General features: G+C 72.9%; 20 protein-coding genes. 9 read left to right on the forward strand and 11 right to left on the reverse strand.

What is annotated here, in order from left to right; genetic code table 11:
• Positions 1–35: 35 nt before the first annotated feature.
• The 3 genes from F8568_RS41625 to F8568_RS41635 all read right to left on the reverse strand — a co-directional run bounded on the left by F8568_RS41625 (position 36) and on the right by F8568_RS41635 (position 3,123).
• The gene (locus F8568_RS41625; RefSeq protein WP_151599539.1) at positions 36–908 is read right to left on the reverse strand and encodes a VanW family protein; all 873 of its coding nucleotides are present in this window, start codon (positions 906–908) and stop codon (positions 36–38) included.
• 260 nt (positions 909–1,168) lie between these two features.
• On the reverse strand, positions 1,169–1,390 hold the full coding sequence (locus F8568_RS41630; RefSeq protein ID WP_151545029.1) for a DUF6158 family protein: 222 nt from the start codon (positions 1,388–1,390) through the stop codon (positions 1,169–1,171).
• Positions 1,391–1,542: 152 nt separating this feature from the next.
• The gene (locus F8568_RS41635; protein WP_328601269.1) at positions 1,543–3,123 is read right to left on the reverse strand and encodes a bifunctional phosphatase PAP2/diacylglycerol kinase family protein; all 1,581 of its coding nucleotides are present in this window, start codon (positions 3,121–3,123) and stop codon (positions 1,543–1,545) included.
• A 209-nt stretch (positions 3,124–3,332) separates the two neighbouring features.
• Here F8568_RS41635 and F8568_RS41640 point away from each other — a divergent pair, with 209 nt between their 5' ends.
• The 3 genes from F8568_RS41640 to F8568_RS41650 all read left to right on the forward strand — a co-directional run bounded on the left by F8568_RS41640 (position 3,333) and on the right by F8568_RS41650 (position 5,638).
• Positions 3,333–4,232 carry an ABC transporter permease gene (locus tag F8568_RS41640; protein ID WP_328601270.1) on the forward strand — a complete coding sequence of 300 codons (900 nt, stop codon included), beginning with the start codon at positions 3,333–3,335 and terminating at the stop codon, positions 4,230–4,232.
• Positions 4,225–5,022, forward strand: a complete 798-nt coding sequence (locus F8568_RS41645; protein WP_328601271.1) for an ABC transporter ATP-binding protein — start codon at positions 4,225–4,227, stop codon at positions 5,020–5,022. Before F8568_RS41640 ends, F8568_RS41645 begins: the two co-directional genes overlap by 8 nt.
• Before the next feature lie 94 nt (positions 5,023–5,116).
• A complete protein-coding gene (locus F8568_RS41650) occupies positions 5,117–5,638 on the forward strand; it encodes a YbhB/YbcL family Raf kinase inhibitor-like protein (protein WP_151599545.1) in 522 nt (173 codons plus the stop codon).
• Positions 5,639–5,674: 36 nt separating this feature from the next.
• Here F8568_RS41650 and F8568_RS41655 read toward each other — a convergent pair whose 3' ends face one another.
• Positions 5,675–5,806 carry a helix-turn-helix domain-containing protein gene (locus F8568_RS41655; RefSeq protein WP_160573954.1) on the reverse strand — a complete coding sequence of 44 codons (132 nt, stop codon included), beginning with the start codon at positions 5,804–5,806 and terminating at the stop codon, positions 5,675–5,677.
• Positions 5,806–5,976, reverse strand: coding sequence for a hypothetical protein (locus F8568_RS41660; protein ID WP_160573955.1), 171 nt, complete (start codon positions 5,974–5,976; stop codon positions 5,806–5,808). Before F8568_RS41660 ends, F8568_RS41655 begins: the two co-directional genes overlap by 1 nt.
• Before the next feature lie 48 nt (positions 5,977–6,024).
• On the opposite strand from F8568_RS41660, the gene F8568_RS41665 reads away from it, so the two are divergent.
• Positions 6,025–6,165, forward strand: coding sequence for a hypothetical protein (locus F8568_RS41665; protein WP_160573956.1), 141 nt, complete (start codon positions 6,025–6,027; stop codon positions 6,163–6,165).
• Positions 6,166–6,209: 44 nt separating this feature from the next.
• Here the strand turns inward: F8568_RS41665 and F8568_RS41670 are convergent, their stop codons facing one another.
• Entirely contained in the window at positions 6,210–7,496 is a 1,287-nt protein-coding gene (locus tag F8568_RS41670; RefSeq protein WP_151599585.1) for a KamA family radical SAM protein, read from the reverse strand.
• Positions 7,497–7,882: 386 nt separating this feature from the next.
• Here F8568_RS41670 and F8568_RS41675 point away from each other — a divergent pair, with 386 nt between their 5' ends.
• Genes F8568_RS41675 through F8568_RS41685 form a run of 3 tightly spaced genes read left to right on the forward strand, consistent with a single transcriptional unit; the run spans position 7,883 to position 9,953 of the window.
• Complete coding sequence (locus tag F8568_RS41675) at positions 7,883–8,689, forward strand: DUF998 domain-containing protein (protein WP_328601273.1); 807 nt, start codon at positions 7,883–7,885, stop codon at positions 8,687–8,689.
• Positions 8,686–9,603 (forward strand): alpha/beta fold hydrolase, encoded by a 918-nt coding sequence (locus F8568_RS41680; protein WP_151599547.1) that lies wholly within the window; start codon positions 8,686–8,688, stop codon positions 9,601–9,603. The genes F8568_RS41675 and F8568_RS41680 overlap by 4 nt, the downstream gene beginning before the upstream one ends.
• A complete protein-coding gene (locus F8568_RS41685; protein WP_151599549.1) occupies positions 9,600–9,953 on the forward strand; it encodes a hypothetical protein in 354 nt (117 codons plus the stop codon). The genes F8568_RS41680 and F8568_RS41685 overlap by 4 nt, the downstream gene beginning before the upstream one ends.
• 26 nt (positions 9,954–9,979) lie before the next feature.
• Here F8568_RS41685 and F8568_RS41690 read toward each other — a convergent pair whose 3' ends face one another.
• Complete coding sequence (locus F8568_RS41690) at positions 9,980–10,378, reverse strand: hypothetical protein (protein WP_236009998.1); 399 nt, start codon at positions 10,376–10,378, stop codon at positions 9,980–9,982.
• 252 nt (positions 10,379–10,630) lie between these two features.
• Here F8568_RS41690 and plsX point away from each other — a divergent pair, with 252 nt between their 5' ends.
• Positions 10,631–11,851 (forward strand): phosphate acyltransferase PlsX, encoded by a 1,221-nt coding sequence (gene plsX, locus F8568_RS41695; protein WP_151599553.1) that lies wholly within the window; start codon positions 10,631–10,633, stop codon positions 11,849–11,851.
• A 47-nt stretch (positions 11,852–11,898) separates the two neighbouring features.
• The gene (gene argS / locus F8568_RS41700) at positions 11,899–13,644 is read left to right on the forward strand and encodes an arginine--tRNA ligase (protein ID WP_151599555.1); all 1,746 of its coding nucleotides are present in this window, start codon (positions 11,899–11,901) and stop codon (positions 13,642–13,644) included.
• A 5-nt stretch (positions 13,645–13,649) separates the two neighbouring features.
• On the opposite strand, the gene F8568_RS41705 is transcribed toward argS, so the two are convergent.
• The 4 genes from F8568_RS41705 to F8568_RS41720 all read right to left on the reverse strand — a co-directional run.
• On the reverse strand, positions 13,650–14,591 hold the full coding sequence (locus F8568_RS41705; RefSeq protein ID WP_328601274.1) for an LLM class flavin-dependent oxidoreductase: 942 nt from the start codon (positions 14,589–14,591) through the stop codon (positions 13,650–13,652).
• A complete protein-coding gene (locus F8568_RS41710; protein WP_151599557.1) occupies positions 14,588–14,839 on the reverse strand; it encodes a DUF2630 family protein in 252 nt (83 codons plus the stop codon). The genes F8568_RS41705 and F8568_RS41710 overlap by 4 nt, the downstream gene beginning before the upstream one ends.
• A gap of 141 nt (positions 14,840–14,980) precedes the next feature.
• A complete protein-coding gene (locus tag F8568_RS41715) occupies positions 14,981–15,907 on the reverse strand; it encodes a hypothetical protein (protein ID WP_151599559.1) in 927 nt (308 codons plus the stop codon).
• Between the two features lie 84 nt (positions 15,908–15,991).
• On the reverse strand, positions 15,992–16,720 hold a 729-nt coding region (locus tag F8568_RS41720; protein WP_151599561.1), incomplete at its 5' end, for an aldehyde dehydrogenase family protein.

The following is a 16,720-nucleotide window of genomic DNA, read 5'->3' on the forward strand; positions in this document are numbered from 1 at the left end:
CTGCCACGCGCGCCCGCGCGCCCCCGGTTGCGGGTCTACACGCAGGTCACTTCGGGCTGCGGGCGGTACTCGGTATGGAACTTCTCCCGGCGGACCTCGCGGCCCGCGGCGAACAGCGTCCGCCACACGTCGATCTTGAAGCCCATGCGGCCGGCCATCGGGACGCACCGGCGCCCGGACCCCGACCCCTTCCCGTACGGCGAGAACCCGTACCGCTTCGACGTCCGCGACCGGACCTCGTACCGGCGCCGCCCCCACAGACTCACGGTCAGCGAGTCACCCGTGTAGCCGACCTGGATGCGCACCGGCGCGCGCGTGTCGTTCTTCCACGTGAAGTCGAGGTCCGGATAGGCCACCGCCGCCTCGCGCCCCTCCGGGTACTCCGGCATCCACATGGTGTGCGCGCGCGCCTTCCGGATATCCAGGCCGGCGCGGAACACCGCGTTGAACAGCGTCGTGGACACCTGGCAGATGCCGCCGCCCACGTCCTTCACCAGCCGCGACCCCATGATCGCGGGCGCGGGGACGTAGCCGAGCCGCCGCGTCCGCGGCCCCACCGCCTCGTTGAACGAGAACGTCTCCCCCGGCCGGACGACCCGCCCGTCCAGGGCCCGCGCGGCCAGCTCGATGTTGCGGACGCGCGGCTGCCCCGGCTGGAACCGCGTCGTGTAGGACGCCATCGGCCGTGCGGACGCGGCACCGGCGTCCCGCCGCGCGGAGTCGCGGGGCGCCGCGCCGGCGGCCACCGACGCGCCCGACTTGCGCGGAGCCCACAGGTACGCGCCGAGCAGCAGCCCCGTGGCGGCCAGCGCGCCGACCGCGAACGGCCACCAGCGCCGCACGCACTCCCCGAGGCCCGGCTCGTCCGCCCACACCCGCCCGTACCGCCGCAGCCGGGTCCGTCCCACCGATCACACCCCCCGAGGATCCCGGGCGCTCTCGCCCGTCAGGATCCTGGCACCGCACCCTCCTCCCCGGCTCGGCCCGACACCCCTGGCTTTGCCGGAACAACACGAACACGAGCCTTGCGGGCGAAGCTATGCGGCCGGACGGCCGGCGCGGGCGCGTCCGGGCATGCCGACCGCCCGGCCGGTGGCGCGGAAGCGGCCGGGCGGGCGGCGTTCGATGCGCGGCTCCCCGCCGGCGAGCACCGGGCGGGGGCGCGGGGTCAGCGGGCGCGGGCGCCCTCGCGCAGCCGCTGCGGGTCGATCTCGCGGGCCGGGCGCCTGCGCAGGTACTCGGCCTCCAGCTGCGCCATCCGCTGGGTGTGCTCGCCGTAGGCCTGGTCGGCGGCGTGCCGGAGCGCGTCCATCCGGGTCTCGTACAGATGCCCCAGCTCACGGAGCAGGTCGTCGTCGGTGAGCTCGGCGGGGCTGACTCCCATCGCCATGTGCGTGCCTCCTCCAGCGGTTCGCGGGCGACGGTCTCCTACCCGGTCGGACGGCGGTAAACGCGGGCCCTGAGCGCCGGTCACGACCCGGCTCGGCCGGGCTCCGGGCGGAGTTACGGCCCGCTGAATCTTCGCCGAACTCGCGGCGCCCGTCAGCTTTCCGGGCGGAAGACCGCGAGGGCCTTGGAGTGCTTGCCGAACCGGATCGCCGGGGGCATGGACGACACTTCGCCGTCCCGTGCTAGCCGGAGCTCGTCACACTCCGTGAGCACCTCCAGGCCGCCGGCGCGCCACGCCCGGAAGCCGGGGACGACGTGCAGATGCCCGGCGAGGACCGCCGCGACCGCGCGGACGCGCGGCATCCGGCGCCCGGCGGAGACCATGCGGACGTCGAGGCGCCCGTCGTCGAGGCGTTTGCGCCAGGTGGGCGCGGCGCCGTGCGAGCCGAACACGCCGTTGCCGACGAACGCCAGCCACACGTGCCGCCGGTGCCCGTCCACGACGGCCTCGACGGGCTCGGCGTGCCGCAGCGTCCGGACGGCGGCGACCGCCAGCGCGGGCCACTTGCCGAGCCGCTTCTCCAGCCGCTCGCGCCGGTCGACCAGCTCGGTGTAGGCGCCGAAGCTCGCCGTGTTCAAGAACAGCCGCTCGCTTCCCTCATCTGCACCGGCCGTGGCGGGCGCGGCGTAGGCGACGTCCACACGGCCGAGCCGCCCGGCCCGGTACGCGGCGATCGCCTGCGCGGGCGACTCCATGCCGAGCGCCCGCGCGAAGTGGTCGAACGTCCCGCCGGGCACGACCAGCAGCGGGACGTCGTGGTCGAGGGCCGCGCGCGCCGCCGCGTTGACGGTGCCGTCGCCGCCGACGACCGCGAGCACGTCCGCTCGCGCGGCGGCCTCCGCGAGCGCCTTCTCCAGGTCCTGGCCGGGCTCCAGCACGACGATCTCCGCCGCCGGGAGCTCGCGCTCCAGCAGGCCGGCCGCCATCTCGGCGCCGCCCGGCAGGATGCCGCGGGTCGCCTCGCCCCCGCCGCCCGAGCCGGGGTTGACGACCGCGACGACGCCGCGCCCGTCAGCGGTGACCTGGACGTCCTCGCCCTCGGCCCGGGTCACGCGGGCCACCGGAGGGCGCGCCGGCCACACCAGCCGCGTGCCGAGCCCGGCCAGCGCGCCGATGCCGAGGCCGGCGAGCACGTCGCCCGGGTAGTGGGCGCCGGTGTAGACGCGGGCGAACGCGACGGCGGCGGCGGTCGCCGCGACCGGCGCCGCGACCGCGGCGGGCGCCTCCAGCGCCACCCCGGCCGCGAACGCCGCCGCGGACGCCGAATGCCCCGATGGGAAGGCGTGCGAGGTCGGCAGCTTCCAGCGGATCCGGATCGGCGGCACCAGGTCCACGACCGGGCGCGCCCGGCGGAACGCGTGCTTGCCCAGGATGTTGACCATGGGGCTCGCGACCGCGATCGCGATCGCCCCGCGCAGGGCGCCGCGCCGCAGCCGGGGCCGCCGGGTGAGGCCGAGCGCCGCCGCCGTGGTGAACCAGAGCACGCCGTGGTCGGCGGACCTCGACAGCCGGGGCAGGACGTACTCCAGGCCGGGCAGCCGGGCCCCGGCGACCCGGTCGAACGCCCACCGGTCGGCGCGCCCGAGGCGGCTCAGCACCGTCCGGTGGGGGCCGCGCGGCCGGGCGCGGGAGGCGGTGCGGCTGGTCGGCGGGGGCCAGGGTGCGCGGAGCACGGGGAGTGACCGAGAATGGTTGGACGGCATGCCCTGGGTATCCCCAGGAGCGACGACAAGATTCCGTAATGATCTCAGTTCGGGGGTCACATGCGGGTGAACGTCACTGACACATCATCGACTGCAATAGGCTTCCCGGCATGAGTCACCCGCAACGGCTCGGTTCACCGGGTGGCGAGTCGGTCGGCACGATCGCGGAGTCTCCTCACGTGCATGAGACGCTGGCCGCCTACGCCGCACGGTACGGATTGAGGCAGAGCGCGGCGCGCCCCCCGCTGCGCAAGTACATCCAGAGTGTGTGGGCCAGGCGCAACTTCATCTGGGCGTTCGCCTCGGCCAAGAACATCTCGATGTACACCGACTCGCGACTGGGTCAGGTCTGGCAGCTGCTGACCCCGATCCTGAACGTCTCGGTCTACTACCTGATCTTCGGCGTCCTCCTCAACACCAAGCGCGGCGTACCGGACTTCATTCCCTTCCTTGTGACGGGCGTGTTCATGTTCGGGTTTACACAGCGCTCGATCACGTCGGGATCCAAGTCCGTCGGCGACAACCTGTCGCTGATCAGGGCCCTGCACTTCCCGCGCGCGACGCTGCCGCTGGCCATCGCGACGGTGGAGCTCCAGCAGCTGCTGCTGTCGCTGATCGTGCTGCTCGGCATCGTGTTCGCGTTCGGCGAGCCGATCAGCGTCCAGATGGTGATGTTCGTCCCGGTGCTGGTGCTGCAGCTGCTGTTCAACGTCGGGATCAGCATGGTGATGGCCCGGCTCGGCGCGTTCAACCGGGACATCAGCCAGCTGCTGCCGTTCATCATGCGGACCTGGCTCTACCTGTCCGGCGTGATCTTCAGCCTGCCGGACCTGCTGACCCGCAGCCACGCGCTCAAGACCCATCCGTGGATCGGCGAGGTCCTCAAGGCCAACCCCGCCTACGTGTACGTGGAGCTGAGCCGGCACCAGCTGCTCGGCGAGTACCGGCACTTCGTCCACACCAAGCTGAGCGAGTCCACCGGCCAGCTGTGGCTCTACGCGGGCATCTGGTCGGCCGTCGCGATCATCGGCGGGTTCCTGTTCTTCTTCAGTGCCGAGGAGCGTTACGGCCGTGGCTGACACCAAGGTGCGCGGCGGGACGGCCATCGACGTCGACCCCGCGCGGGAGCCGATCGTCGTCGTCGACGACCTGCACATCATCTACCGCGTGTACGGCGCGGGCGGGAAGGGCAACGCCGCCAGCGCGTTCTCCCGGGTGCTGCGCCGCAAGAACCGTCCTTCGATGAAGGAGGTCCACGCGATCAAGGGGCTGTCGTTCGTCGCGTACCGCGGCGAGGCGGTCGGGATCATCGGGACCAACGGCTCGGGCAAGTCGACGCTGCTGAAGGCGATCGCGGGGCTGCTGCCGCCGCACAGCGGCGCGGTGTACACCGACGGGCAGCCGTCCCTGCTCGGCGTGAACGCGGCGCTGATGAAGGACCTGACCGGCGAGCGCAACATCGTGCTCGGCTGCCTGGCGATGGGCATGACCCCCACGGAGACGAAGGCCCAGTACCAGAAGATCGTCGACTTCGCGGGGCTCAAGGAGGGGTTCATCCAGTACCCGATGCGGACGTACTCGTCCGGCATGGGGGCCAGGCTCCGGTTCGCGATCGCCGCGGCGAAGACCCACGACGTGCTGCTGATCGACGAGGCGCTCGCCACCGGCGACGCCAAGTTCAAGCGCAAGAGCAAGAAGCGGATCGAGGAGCTGCGCAAGGAGGCCGGCGCGGTCTTCCTCGTCGCGCACCAGCTGGACACGGTCAAGGAGATGTGCGACCGGGTCATCTGGATCGACGAGGGCCGGATGCGGATGGACGGCGCCCCGGAAGAGGTCATCGCGGCCTACACCGAGGCCGCCGGGAAGTGATCCACGTCACCGCGGATGCCACCGCGGCCCGCGCGACGTGATCCACTCCTGATAGAGATGGAGCGACAACCGATCCCCTGACGAGGAGGTCGCCATGGCCGGCCGGCCACCGCTTCCCCACGAGCACCTTCCCGAGGTCCCGTCCTTCACCGTGACCAGCGACGACGTCACCGAGGGCGAGGTGTTCGGCAAGAAGCACGTGTACAACGACTGGGGCTTCGACGGCCCCAACCTGTCCCCGCACCTGCGCTGGTCCGGGTTCCCGGCGGAGACCAAGAGCTTCGCCGTGACCTGCTTCGACCCCGACGCCCCGACCGGCAGCGGGTTCTGGCACTGGACGCTGTTCGACATCCCGGCGGACGTCACCGAGCTGCCCACCGGCGCCGGGACCGCGGACACCAAGATCGGGATCCACGCGCGCAACGACTTCGGCAAGAAGGAGTTCGGCGGCGCGGCGCCGCCGCCCGGCGCCCCGCACCGGTACGTGTTCACGGTGCACGCGCTGGACGTGGAGTCGCTCGGGATCGACTCCGACGTCTCCCCGGCCGTGGCGGGCTTCAACATCACCGCGCACACCATCGCGCGGGCGACGATCATTCCCGAGTTCGGCGTCTGACGTCCTGTCGAGGCCGTCCCGGTCGCCGGGGCGGCCTCACGCGGCGCCGGCCAGCGCGTCGCCGACGGCCGTCCGGCGGTACAGCACGGAGCGGCCGCCGCGCTCGCGGGTGACGAGGCCGGACGCGCGGAGCACCGCGAGGTGGTCGCCGACGGTCGGGACGAACATCAGCCCGGCGCCGCCAGCCGGTGGTCGCCGCCGCCGGGGATGTCGATCTCGATCGCGCCGCCGCGCCACCGGACCTGCCGGGACAGCCCGTCAAGGGCCTCCGCCCAGCCGTAGGCGGCGAGCCGTCCGGCGCGGTGCACGATGTCCTGTTCGAGGATCGAGCGCAGCACCGGCCAGTCGGGCTCGACGAGCGCGTCCAGGCGGCCTCCAGCGCGTCGGTGAGGCGCCGCACGGCGTCGGGGGCGTGCAGGACGGCCCGGACGTCGTCCTCGGGCGCGGGGAGGCCGTCCATCGCCCTGTGCGGCGCCGCCGCGATGCTCGCCGCGCTGGCTCTCGCCCGCCACCTGCGTCCCGCCTGAGCAGGCGCTCAGGCGGGACGCGGGTGCCGCTCAGCGGTGTCCGGTCACTTCTCCCAGGGGAACCGGTCGGCGAACGCGGGCTTGAGGTCGTCCAGCCAGGCCGCGTCGGGGTCGTACCGCGCGAAGAACGGCCTGCCGACCAGGTCCGCGTCGCGGCACTGGATGAAGTGCAGGGCGAACACCTTCTCGCCCATCAGGTCGACGACGCCGTCCACGCACACCTTGCCGGGGGTGGCGGACATGGACGGGCCCCGGACGGTCCGGGAGAGCCCGGAGACGTTCTTGTAGGCATCCCGGAAGACCTCGTAGGCGCGGGCGAGCGGGACGGCGAAGTAGTCCTGCGGCCCGGTGTCGCGCTCGATGAACATGTAGTACGGGATCAGGCCCATCCGGGTCTGCGCCCGCCACATGGTCTCCCAGGTCGCGGCGTCGTCGTTGATCGTCCGGATGAGGGGAGCCTGGGTGCGGATCACGGCGCCGGTGTCGCGGATGCGGCGGCAGGCCTCGGCGACCATGAGCGGCTCGAGCTCGCGCGGGTGCGAGAAGTGCGCCATGAAGGCGAGGTTCTTGCCGGCCTCGACGACCTGCTCGAACAGCCGGAGCATGGCGTCGGCGTCGGGGTCGGTGACGAACTTCTGCGGCCAGTACGCCAGCGACTTGGTACCGATCCGGATCGCCTCCAGCTGCTCCAGCTCGAGCAGCGGCTCGAGGTAGCGGCGCAGCACCGGCTCGCCCATGATCATCGCGTCGCCGCCGGTGAACAGGACGTTGGTCACCTCGGGGTGCGCGAGCAGGTAGTCGCGCAGCGCGGTGGGCTCGTCGCCCGCCATCTTCAGGTCGGCCTCGCCGACGAACTGGGCCCAGCGGAAGCAGTAGGTGCAGTACGCGTGGCAGGTCTGCCCCTGCTTGGGGAAGTACAGGACCGTCTCGCCGTACTTGTGCTGCATCCCGGGGATCTTGCCGTCCCCGAAGCTCGGGACGTTGAGCTCGAGCTGGCCGGCGGGGTGCGGGTTCAGCCTCATCCGCACGGCGTGCGCGGCGGCCTCGATCTCGGCCTTGGGGGCCTCGCGGCGCAGCAGGTCGGACAGCTGCGCGACGTCCTCGGCGGGGAGCATGTCCTCCTGCGGGAACACCAGCCGGTAGATCGGGTCGTCCGGCGCGGCCGACCAGTCGATGAGCTCCTCAATGACGTAGGCGTTGGTCCGGAAGGGCAGGACCGTCGCGACCGCCCGGGTCGCGAGCCGCTGCTCGGGCGACAGACCGGCGCGAGCGGTGAGCTCGTCCAGGTGCTTCGCCGTGAAGGCGCGGAACTTGCGACCGGTGGATCGCATTGCGGGAGCCGCGTCGTTCACCAGTGTCACGTGTTGGTACTCCTTGATGTCAGCGGGGGAAGCGGGCCCCCGGGCGCGTCGTCACGGACGGTGATCAAAAAGCCGCAGGACACCCCCATTCAACCGTTTGGGACCGGCTCATACCGAATTGATACCCCTTACAGGGTAAGGAAAAAGCTGGTCAGCCCGGATCCCGACAAATCGCCCCTGCATCATCGTGGACGTCCCGCCCCTTGTTCAACGACTACGGGACGTCAACCTCTCCGTCACGCGGGGCCCACGCTTCGGCCAGCGGTTACTCCGGAAACCGCGCCCCAGGTCACACGCTGACAGGATGTTCGGAAATACTGGCGGGGGCGGCACCGCGGACGGGCGAAGGGGCTGGTGTGCACTCCCATGACGCAGACGGTCCGGCAGAGCCGGCCGGCGGCCGGGGCGCGGCCGCGCCCGGCCCCGGCACCGGCGGACCGGACCTCCACGACCCCGGCGGCCCCGGCGTCGCCCCGCGCTATGTGATCGTCCTGGCGTTCCTCGCGGCGCTCTGCTACGCCTCCTTCTTCCTGGAGAACGCGCTGAGCCCCGACCTCGACGTCGTCAACGGCTACGTCAGCGAGCTGTCGGCGATCGACCAGCCCTTCCACCTCGTCTACAGCGGCGGCGACCTGATCACCGGGATCCTGTCCATCATCGTGTCGGCCGGCACGCTGCGCCGGCTGCGCCGCCGCCCGCTGGCCACCGCAGGCTGGGCGTTCCTCGGCCTGTTCGGCGTCTGGGCGATCGGCGACGCCTCGTTCCCGCTGGACTGCGCCCCGAACCTGGAGACCTGGTGCGCGCTGCGGGAGCGCTCCGAGCACGTGTCGTTCTCGCACGAGTTCCACTCCGTCACCAGCACCGTCGTGATCACCTGCGGGGTGATCGCGCTGTTCCTGCTGTCGCTCGCCGCCCGCCGCTACGGGTGGTGGCCCGCGCTGGCCCGCTGGGGCTGGGTGGTCGCGGCGGCCGAGACCGTGTTCGCGCTGAGCACGCTGCTCGCGATGTACCTGGGCCGCTGGCTCGGGATCATCCAGCGCGTGCAGATCACCGTCCTGTGCGCCGGGCTGCTCCTGATCGCCTGGGCGCTCTACATCGACCGCCGGAACGCCGGGCGGGCCCCCGCCTCCCCGTCGCCGCTACGGGAGAGGACATGTTTATGAGCGGCAGCAGCCCGGCGAGCGCCGGACCGAGGGGCCGCACGGCCGTCACCGCGAGCGAGCTCGTGAACGTCGGCCGCGAGCAGGTCCACGTCGTCGAGGAGGGCCCGGCCGGCGGGCCGCCGCTGCTGCTCAGCTCCGGCCTCGGCGGCGCCTGGTTCGACTGGCGGCCCAGCGTCGACCTGCTGCGCGACCGGAACCGGGTGATCGCCTTCGACCGTCCCGGGCTCGGCCTCAGCCCCGCCGCGATCGCCGCGCCGACGCTGCGCCGCGAGGCCGGCGTGCTCGCCGCGCTCGCCGAGCGGGCCGGCGGGCCGGTGATCGTCGTCGCGCACTCGATGGCCGGGTTCCACGCCGAGGCGCTCGCCCGGCTCCGCCCGGACCTCGTGCGCGGGATGGTCCTGGTCGACCCGAGCTACGAGCCGCACCCGCACGAACTCGTCCGGTACGCGGCCGCCGTGACGCCGCTCGCCACCGCGGCCGGGGTCTTCTTCGGCGCGACGCGGCTGGCGAAGGTCCTCGGGCCGCTCGGCCGTCGGGCCGTCCTCAAGCACACCAGCCGGCGCGGCGAACCCGTCCCGGACGCGGTCGTCCGCTCGGTCTACGGGCGCGGGACCGTCCTCGGCACGGTCATGGCGGAGGACATCGCGTACCGGGAGCAGGCCGTCGACCTGGCGCGGCTCCGCGAGCGCCGCCCGTTCCCGGCCGTCCCGCTGGTCGTGCTGACCGCGCTCGGCGACGTCAAGGGCGAGGCCAAGAAGCGCGCCTATGCGCAGGGGCACGCGCGGCTGGCGAAGATGACGCCCCATGGCGTCCAGGTCGATCTCCCGGACTCGCGCCACATGGTCCAGCTCGACCGGCCGGACGCCGTCGCCGACGCGGTCGCGCAGGTGCTGCGGGCGGAGGAGACGGTATGAGGCGCGTCCTGGCCCTGCTCGCCGCGGCGGCGCTGGCCGCAACCCTGTCCGGGTGCAAGGTGATGCAGCGGATCTCCGAGGAGTCCTACCGCAACGCCGTCACCGACGGGGTCGTGGCCGAGCTGGACAAGCGCGGCATCCCGCTGAAGGCCCGCCCGTCCTGCCGGACGCCGAAGACCGGCGACACGGTCCGGGTGTCCTGCACCGCGCGGACGAAGGCCGGGCAGCCCGTCGTGGTGTCCGGCACCGCCCGCGACGCCGACAGCGCGCACCCCGTCGAGGACTACACCGTCACCGTCGCCGGACGGCGGGTGCTGGACCAGGGCTGCCTCGGACTCGGCTGCACCTGACCGCGCCGGCCCTCAGGTCGCGGCGGTCAGCCGCCCTTCTTGTGGCAGGCGGCGCCGAGGCACTGCGCGTTCTCCACGACCGGGCGGCCGTCCACCAGGATCGTGAAGTAGTTCTTCTTCGACTGCTGCTCGCCGGTGCCGAGCACCTTGACCTGCTTGTTGTCGGCCGTGGTGCCGGTGCAGGACACCCGCATGCTGCCCTTCGTCCAGCCGTGCAGGTCCGCGCACTTCAGCGGCGACCGCAGCGTCAGCCCGCGCACGCTCAGCTCGTCGGCGGCCTTGGCCGGCATCGCCTTGCGCAGCGCCGCCTGCGTCTTGTACGTCAGCTCGCCGCCGGAGGTGACCAGCAGCCACGCGGCGCCGCCCGCGACCACCAGGACCATGAGCACGGCGGCGCCCAGGATCAGGACCTTCTTGCGATTCATCACCATTTCCACGTCCGGTACATCACCGTCCGTACCGGGTCGCATGCGGTGCGTGCCGGACTTTTCCCTGATCATGCGCATTCGTTGCCCGGCGGGGCGGGCCGTCCGGCGCGGCGGGCACGCCCTGCCGGGCGCGTGAGGCTCGCCACCCCGGGCGCGCGGACCGCCAAGGCACCCGAACCGAGGACTTACCATGCGATGAGCTGCGGATCTCGCGCGCGCCACCCGTCCCTCTCCCCTCTGGAGCGGCCCATGACCGGTCAAGGCGAGCCGCCGCGCCCGGCGGCCCGCCGTCCGGCGACGGTGCGGCCGCTGCCGATCGCGGTCGACACGATGGGCGGCGACCACGCGCCCGGCGAGATCATCGAAGGCGCGGTCGACGCCGTCCGCGCGCACGGCGTCCGGGTGGTGCTGGTCGGGCAGGCGCCGCGGATCCAGCGCGAGCTGGACCGGCACGGCTTCGCCGGGAAGATCCCGATCGTGCACGCCGAGGAGGCCCTCGACATGGGCGAGGGCGCGCTCGCGAGCTGGCGCAAGCCGAAGTCGTCGATCGCGATCGCCTGCCACCTGATCAAGCAGGGCCGGGCGTCGGCACTGGTGTCGGCGGGCAGCACCGCCGGGGTCGTCGCGACGTCCCGGCTGCGGCTGAAGGGCCAGCAGGGCGTGATGCGCCCCGCCATCGCGGTGGCGCTGCCGACCGTGCCGCGCCCGACGATCCTGCTGGACGCGGGCGCCACCGTGGACGTCAAGCCGGAGGGGCTCGTCCAGTTCGCCGCGCTCGGCACCGCGTACGCGCAGATCCTGCTGGGCGTGGAGCGGCCGAGCGTGGGCCTGCTGACGATCGGGTCCGAGCCCGGCAAGGGCAACAAGGTCACCAAGCGGGCGTTCGAGCTGCTGTCCGGCGGCAGCCACGGCATCGAGTTCGCCGGCAACGTCGAGGGCCACGACCTGCTCGGCGGCGCGGTCAACGTCGTCGTGACCGACGGCTTCACCGGCAACGTCGCGCTCAAGACCATGGAGGGCACGGTCCGGACCGCGTTCGCCGAGATCCGGGCCGCGATGACCGCCAGCGCGCCCGCCCGGGTCGGCGCGCTCCTGCAGCGCCGCCGGCTCCAGGAGCTGCGCGACCGCCTCGACCCCGACACCTACGGCGGCGGCGTCCTGCTCGGCCTGAACGGGACGGTCGTCATCGCGCACGGCGCCTCGCACGCCCGCGCGATCACCTCGGCGTGCGAGCTGGCGCACCGGCTCGCGTCCGGGCGGATCGTGGAGCGGATCCGCGAGCAGGTCGCGGCGACGCGCACGTCCCGCTTCGGCCGCTGGACGCACGCCGAGCGCGACTCCCAGGACAAGCCGGACAAGTCCCGCTCCCCCGAGAAGCCGGCGGACGCCCCGAAGCCCGCCGAACCGGCGCCGCAGCCCCTGCCGCCCGCGCCCGAGCCGGAACGCACCGAACCGCCCGCCCTGCCATAGCCGCCGCCGTTGCGAAAACGGCGTGCGGTCGCCGATAGCCTTGGGACATGCCCGATCCGCAACTCGTACTCGCCGCCCGGGTCCAGGACGCGCTGAGCGCCGCCTTCGGACCGTCGTACGCGGACGCCGACCCGGTCATCCGGCCGTCGCAGTTCGCCGACCTTCAGGCCAACGTGGCACTGCCGCTGGCCAAGAAGCTGGGCCGAAAGCCGCGCGAGGTGGCCGACGAGATCGTGGGGCACCTCGACGTCGGTGACGTCGTGGCGGACGTGCAGGTCAGCGGGCCGGGCTTCATCAACCTGACGCTCAGCGACACCTGGATCGCCGGCGAGGCGCAGCGGGCCCTGCGGGACGCGCGGCTCGGCGTTCCCGCGACGGACGCGCCGCAGAAGGTCGTCGTCGAGTACTCCTCGCCGAACGTGGCGAAGGAGATGCACGTCGGGCACCTGCGGACGACGATCGTCGGCGACGCGATCGCCCGCATCCTGGACTTCCTCGGCCACGACGTGGTCCGCGACAACCACGTCGGCGACTGGGGCACCCCGTTCGGGATGCTCATCGAGCACCTGCTCGACCTCGGCGAGGACGCCGCCGCGCGGGACGACTCGTCCGTCAGCGACCTCACCGCCTTCTACCAGGCGGCCCGGGCGAAGTTCGACGGCGACGAGGGGTTCGCCGACCGGTCCCGCAGGCGGGTCGTCGCGCTCCAGGCGGGCGACCCCGAGACGCTGCGGCTCTGGAACGTCCTCGTGGACGTGTCCAAGCGGTACTTCAACTCCGTCTACGGGATGCTCGGCGTCACCCTCACCGACGACGACATCAAGGGCGAGAGCTTCTACAACGACCTGCTCGCCCCGACCGTCCAGGAGCTGGAGGACAAGGACATCGCGGTGATCAGCGACGGGGCGCTGTGCGCGTTCCCGCCGGGCTTCACCGGCCGGGAGGGCGAGCCGCTCCCGGTGATCATCCGCAAGAGCGACGGCGGCTACAACTACTCCACCACCGACCTCGCCACGATCCGGTACCGGGTCGACACCGAGCACGTCGACCGGATGGTCTACGTGGTGGGCGCGCCGCAGTCGCTGCACTTCCAGATGGTGTTCGCGGTCGCGCGGATGGCCGGCTGGCTGAACGACGACGTCGCCGCCGAGCACGCGCAGATCGGCAACGTCCTCGGCACCGACGGCAAGATCCTGCGGACCCGCGCGGGCGGCACCGTCAAGCTCTCCGAACTGCTGGAGGAGGCCGTCGAGCGGGCCGGGACGGTGTTCGACGAGATCCAGCACGACGAGCCGTTCGACGACGCGACCCGCGCCGCGATCGTCCGGGACGTCGGCATCGGCGCGGTCAAGTACGCCGACCTGTCCGTGGCGCGCGACAGCGAGTACGTCTTCGACTTCGACCGGATGATCTCCTTCAACGGCAAGACCGGCCCGTACCTGCAGTACGCCGCCGCGCGGATCCGGTCGATCTTCCGCAGGGGCGGCCTCGCCCCGGACGAGGCGGCCGGCCCGATCGCCGTCGCCGACCCGGCCGAGCGGGCGCTGGCCCTGCGGCTGCTCGGCTTCGGCGCGGCCGTGGAGCAGGCCGGCGCGACCGCCGAGCCGCACAAGCTGGCGGGCTACATCTACTCGGTCGCCGACGCCTACACGACCTTCTACGAGAACTGCCCGGTCCTGAAGGCCCCGGACGAGGCGACCAAGGCGTCCCGCCTGGCCCTGTGCGCCGCCACGCTTCGCACCCTCACCACCGGCCTGCACCTCCTCGGCGTCCCGACCCCGGAGCGCATGTAGCGAGGTCAGTGCGCCGGAGCGGGCTGCGACGGGGCGGGCTGCGCCGCGTCGGCGGACAGGCCCCGCCTTTCGCGGGCGGCCTGCTCGCGGACGGCGGGGACGACCTCCAGCGCGAAGACCGGAAGCTGCCCGGGGTCGCCGCCGAACAGGAACGTGTCGACGCCGTGCCCCACGGCCAGCTCCGTCATCTCGTAGACCCACTGCTGCGGCGGGCCGTGCAGGAAGCCGCGCGAGTCGCGCGCGTCGATGGACCCTTCGAGCAGGTAGACGCGGCGCAGCTCGGACGGGGCGCGCCCCGCCCGGGCGGCCGCGTCGTCGAGGCGGCGCTGCCCCTCGGCGAGCCGCTTCGGCGGGACCGCCGACGACGGAGCGATCCAGCCGTCGGCGACCCGGCCCGCGAGGTCGAGCGCCCGCGGCCCGGTCACCCCGAACCAGATCCCGATCTGGTGCGCGGGCGCCGGCCCCGCCTGCGAGGCGGCGAACCGGTGGTGCTCGCCCTGGAAGCGCAGCCCGTTCTGGTCGCTCCAGTGCAGCCGGATGATCTGCACCGCCTCCTCCAGGGAGCGGCGCGCGGCGGCGGGGCCGAGCCGCCGTCCGCCGTAGGCCTCCACGCCGTCCCAGGACATGCCGGCGCCGAGCCCGAGCTCCACGCGGCCGCCGTTCAGCGCGTCCATCGTGGCGAGCGCCTTCGCCAGCAGCGCGGGCGGCCGCAGCGGCAGGCACGCCACGGCGGGCAGCACCCGGATCCGGGACGTGACGGCCAGCGCCGTCGCCATCAGCGTCAGCGCGTCGGCGGTGTCGCGCAGGTACGGGCGGTCCCGGACACCGAGCAGGTCGAGCCCGTACCGGTCCGCGTCCTGCGCGATGCGGACCAGCGGGGCGGACGCGTCCGGCGCCAGCGACAGGCCGAAGCGCAGCCCCGCCCGCCGGGTGAGGGGCTGCGTCACTGCAGGTACCCCTCGACCTCGTCCGGCGGGCGGACGTGCGCGTCCGCGTCGCCGGGGTCGGTGCCCGCGTCGATCCGGGCCCGGCGGCGGCGCAGCAGGTCCCAGCACTGGTCGAGGGCCACCTCGAGGTTCTCCAGCCGCCGGTGCTCCTCGTCGCGGTCCAGGTCGCCGTGCTGGTAGCGGTCGCGCAGCCGCTGCTCCTCGCCGACGTACTCGTCGATGCGCGCCAGGATGTCCTTCTCGTCCAATGAATCTCCCGTAAGGCGGCCGTGGTGGATCCCCGGCCGGCGGTGTGCGCGCACGGCCGGCTGTGTTGCACGGTCGGCTGTGTGCGCGCACGGCCGGCTCCACCCGCGCCCGTGCGCCGGTACCGGCCGGGCGCGGGCGGGTCAGCGCCGGCCGGCGTCGGTGAGGCCGGTCAGGAACCCGCCGTCCGTGCTGGTCGAGTGCTGCAGGCCGTTGGAGGTCCTGGGCTCGGCCATCGGTCCGGCGGGCGGCGCCGCGGCGGCCGTCTCGGCGGTCCGGCGGGCCGTCGCCCCGCCCGCTCGCGGACGGGTCGAGGCGGCCTTGGCGGCCCCGGACGCGCTCGTCTTGCGGGCCGTGCCGGACGAGCGGGACGTGCCGCTCTTGCGGGCGGTGCCGCTCCGGGTGCTCGCGGTCGTCCGGGACGAGGACGCGGTGGACTTGCGCGCGGCGCTGGTCCGCGGCTTGGCCGTCGCCTTCTTCGCGGTGGCCGGCCGGGTCTTGGACGCCGTGCTCTTGCGCGCCGTCGACTTCGGCGAGGTCACCCGCGCCGACGCCGTGGACCGCGAGCGGCTCGCCGCCGAGGTGGTCTTGCGGGCCGTCCCGGACGACGTGCTCTTGCGCGCGGTCGTGCCGCTCCTGCTCTTGGACGCCGTGGCCGCCTTCTGCTTGGCCATGTCCTTCGCCGCGGCGTTCATCGCCTTGGCGGCGTCGGTCATCGCCTTCGTGGCGGTGGTCATGGCCTTGGTCATCGCGGTCATGGCCTTGGCCGACGAGGACGCCTTGGTCGCCACCGACTTCATCTGCGTGGCGGCGGCCTTGGCCTGGTCGGCGGCCTTGGTGACGCGCGTCGACGCCGCCGTGGACGTCCGGCTCGACGCGGCGCTGGTCCGCTTCGCCGGAGTCTTCCTCGCGGTCGAGCGGCTGGTGGTGGACCTCGACGGCGACTTGGCGGCCGAGGTGCTCTTGGTGGCCGTCTTCTTGGCGGCCGTGGACTTGTTCGCCGTGGTGCTCTTCGTACGACCGGCCGTACCTCGGCTCGTCGTCGTACGCGATGCGGTCTTGGTAGGCACTGATCTACCCCCCGTGATGATCAGTTACGGGGGGTTCTATTCCACCGTTCGTGACGCTCTACACACTCCGCGGCATTTCCGCTTTCAGACGCCCACCGGGTGCCACACCGTCTTGGTCTCCAGGAACGCCGTCATGCGTGTGGTTGTGGGGTCTTTGGTCCAGTCGTCGGCGGCGCGGAAGACGCGTTTGAGGTTTCCGGCGGCTCTGTCTTCGAGTTCTTGGACGTGTTCGTCGGGGATGCCGGTGAGGTCGATGGCGTTGACGTCCATGTGGGAGGTGAGCCAGGGGGCGAGTTCGGTGCGGTGTCCGGTGAGGATATTGACCACGCCGGCGGGCAGGTCGGAGGTGGCCAGTACCTCGGCGAGGGTGATCGCGGCCAGCGGTGCGGGCTGGGAGGCGACCACGACGGTGGTGTTGCCGGTGACGATCGCGGGCGCGAGTACCGATACCAGGCCCAGCAGCGGCGAGTCGGGCGCGATGACGGCGACGACACCGGCCGGTTCGGGGCTGGAGAAGTTGAAGTAGGGTCCGGCGACGGGGTTGGCGGCGCCGGCGACGGCGCCGATCTTGTCAGCCCAGCCGGCGTACCAGACCCACCGGTCGATCGCCGCGTCCACCTGCGCGGCGGCCTGGGGTTTGGAGGTGCCGGTGTGGCGGACTTCGGCGGTGAACTGGTCGCGGCGTCCTTCCAGTATCTCGGCGATGCGGTAGAGGATCTGCGCGCGGTTGTAGGCGGTGCGCCCCGCCCAGCCGCCGAACGCCGTGCGGGCGGCGGCGACCGCGTCACGGACGTCTTTGCGGGACGCCTGGGC

This window comes from Actinomadura physcomitrii, assembly GCF_008923205.2.
Taxonomy (GTDB): domain Bacteria; phylum Actinomycetota; class Actinomycetes; order Streptosporangiales; family Streptosporangiaceae; genus Spirillospora; species Spirillospora physcomitrii.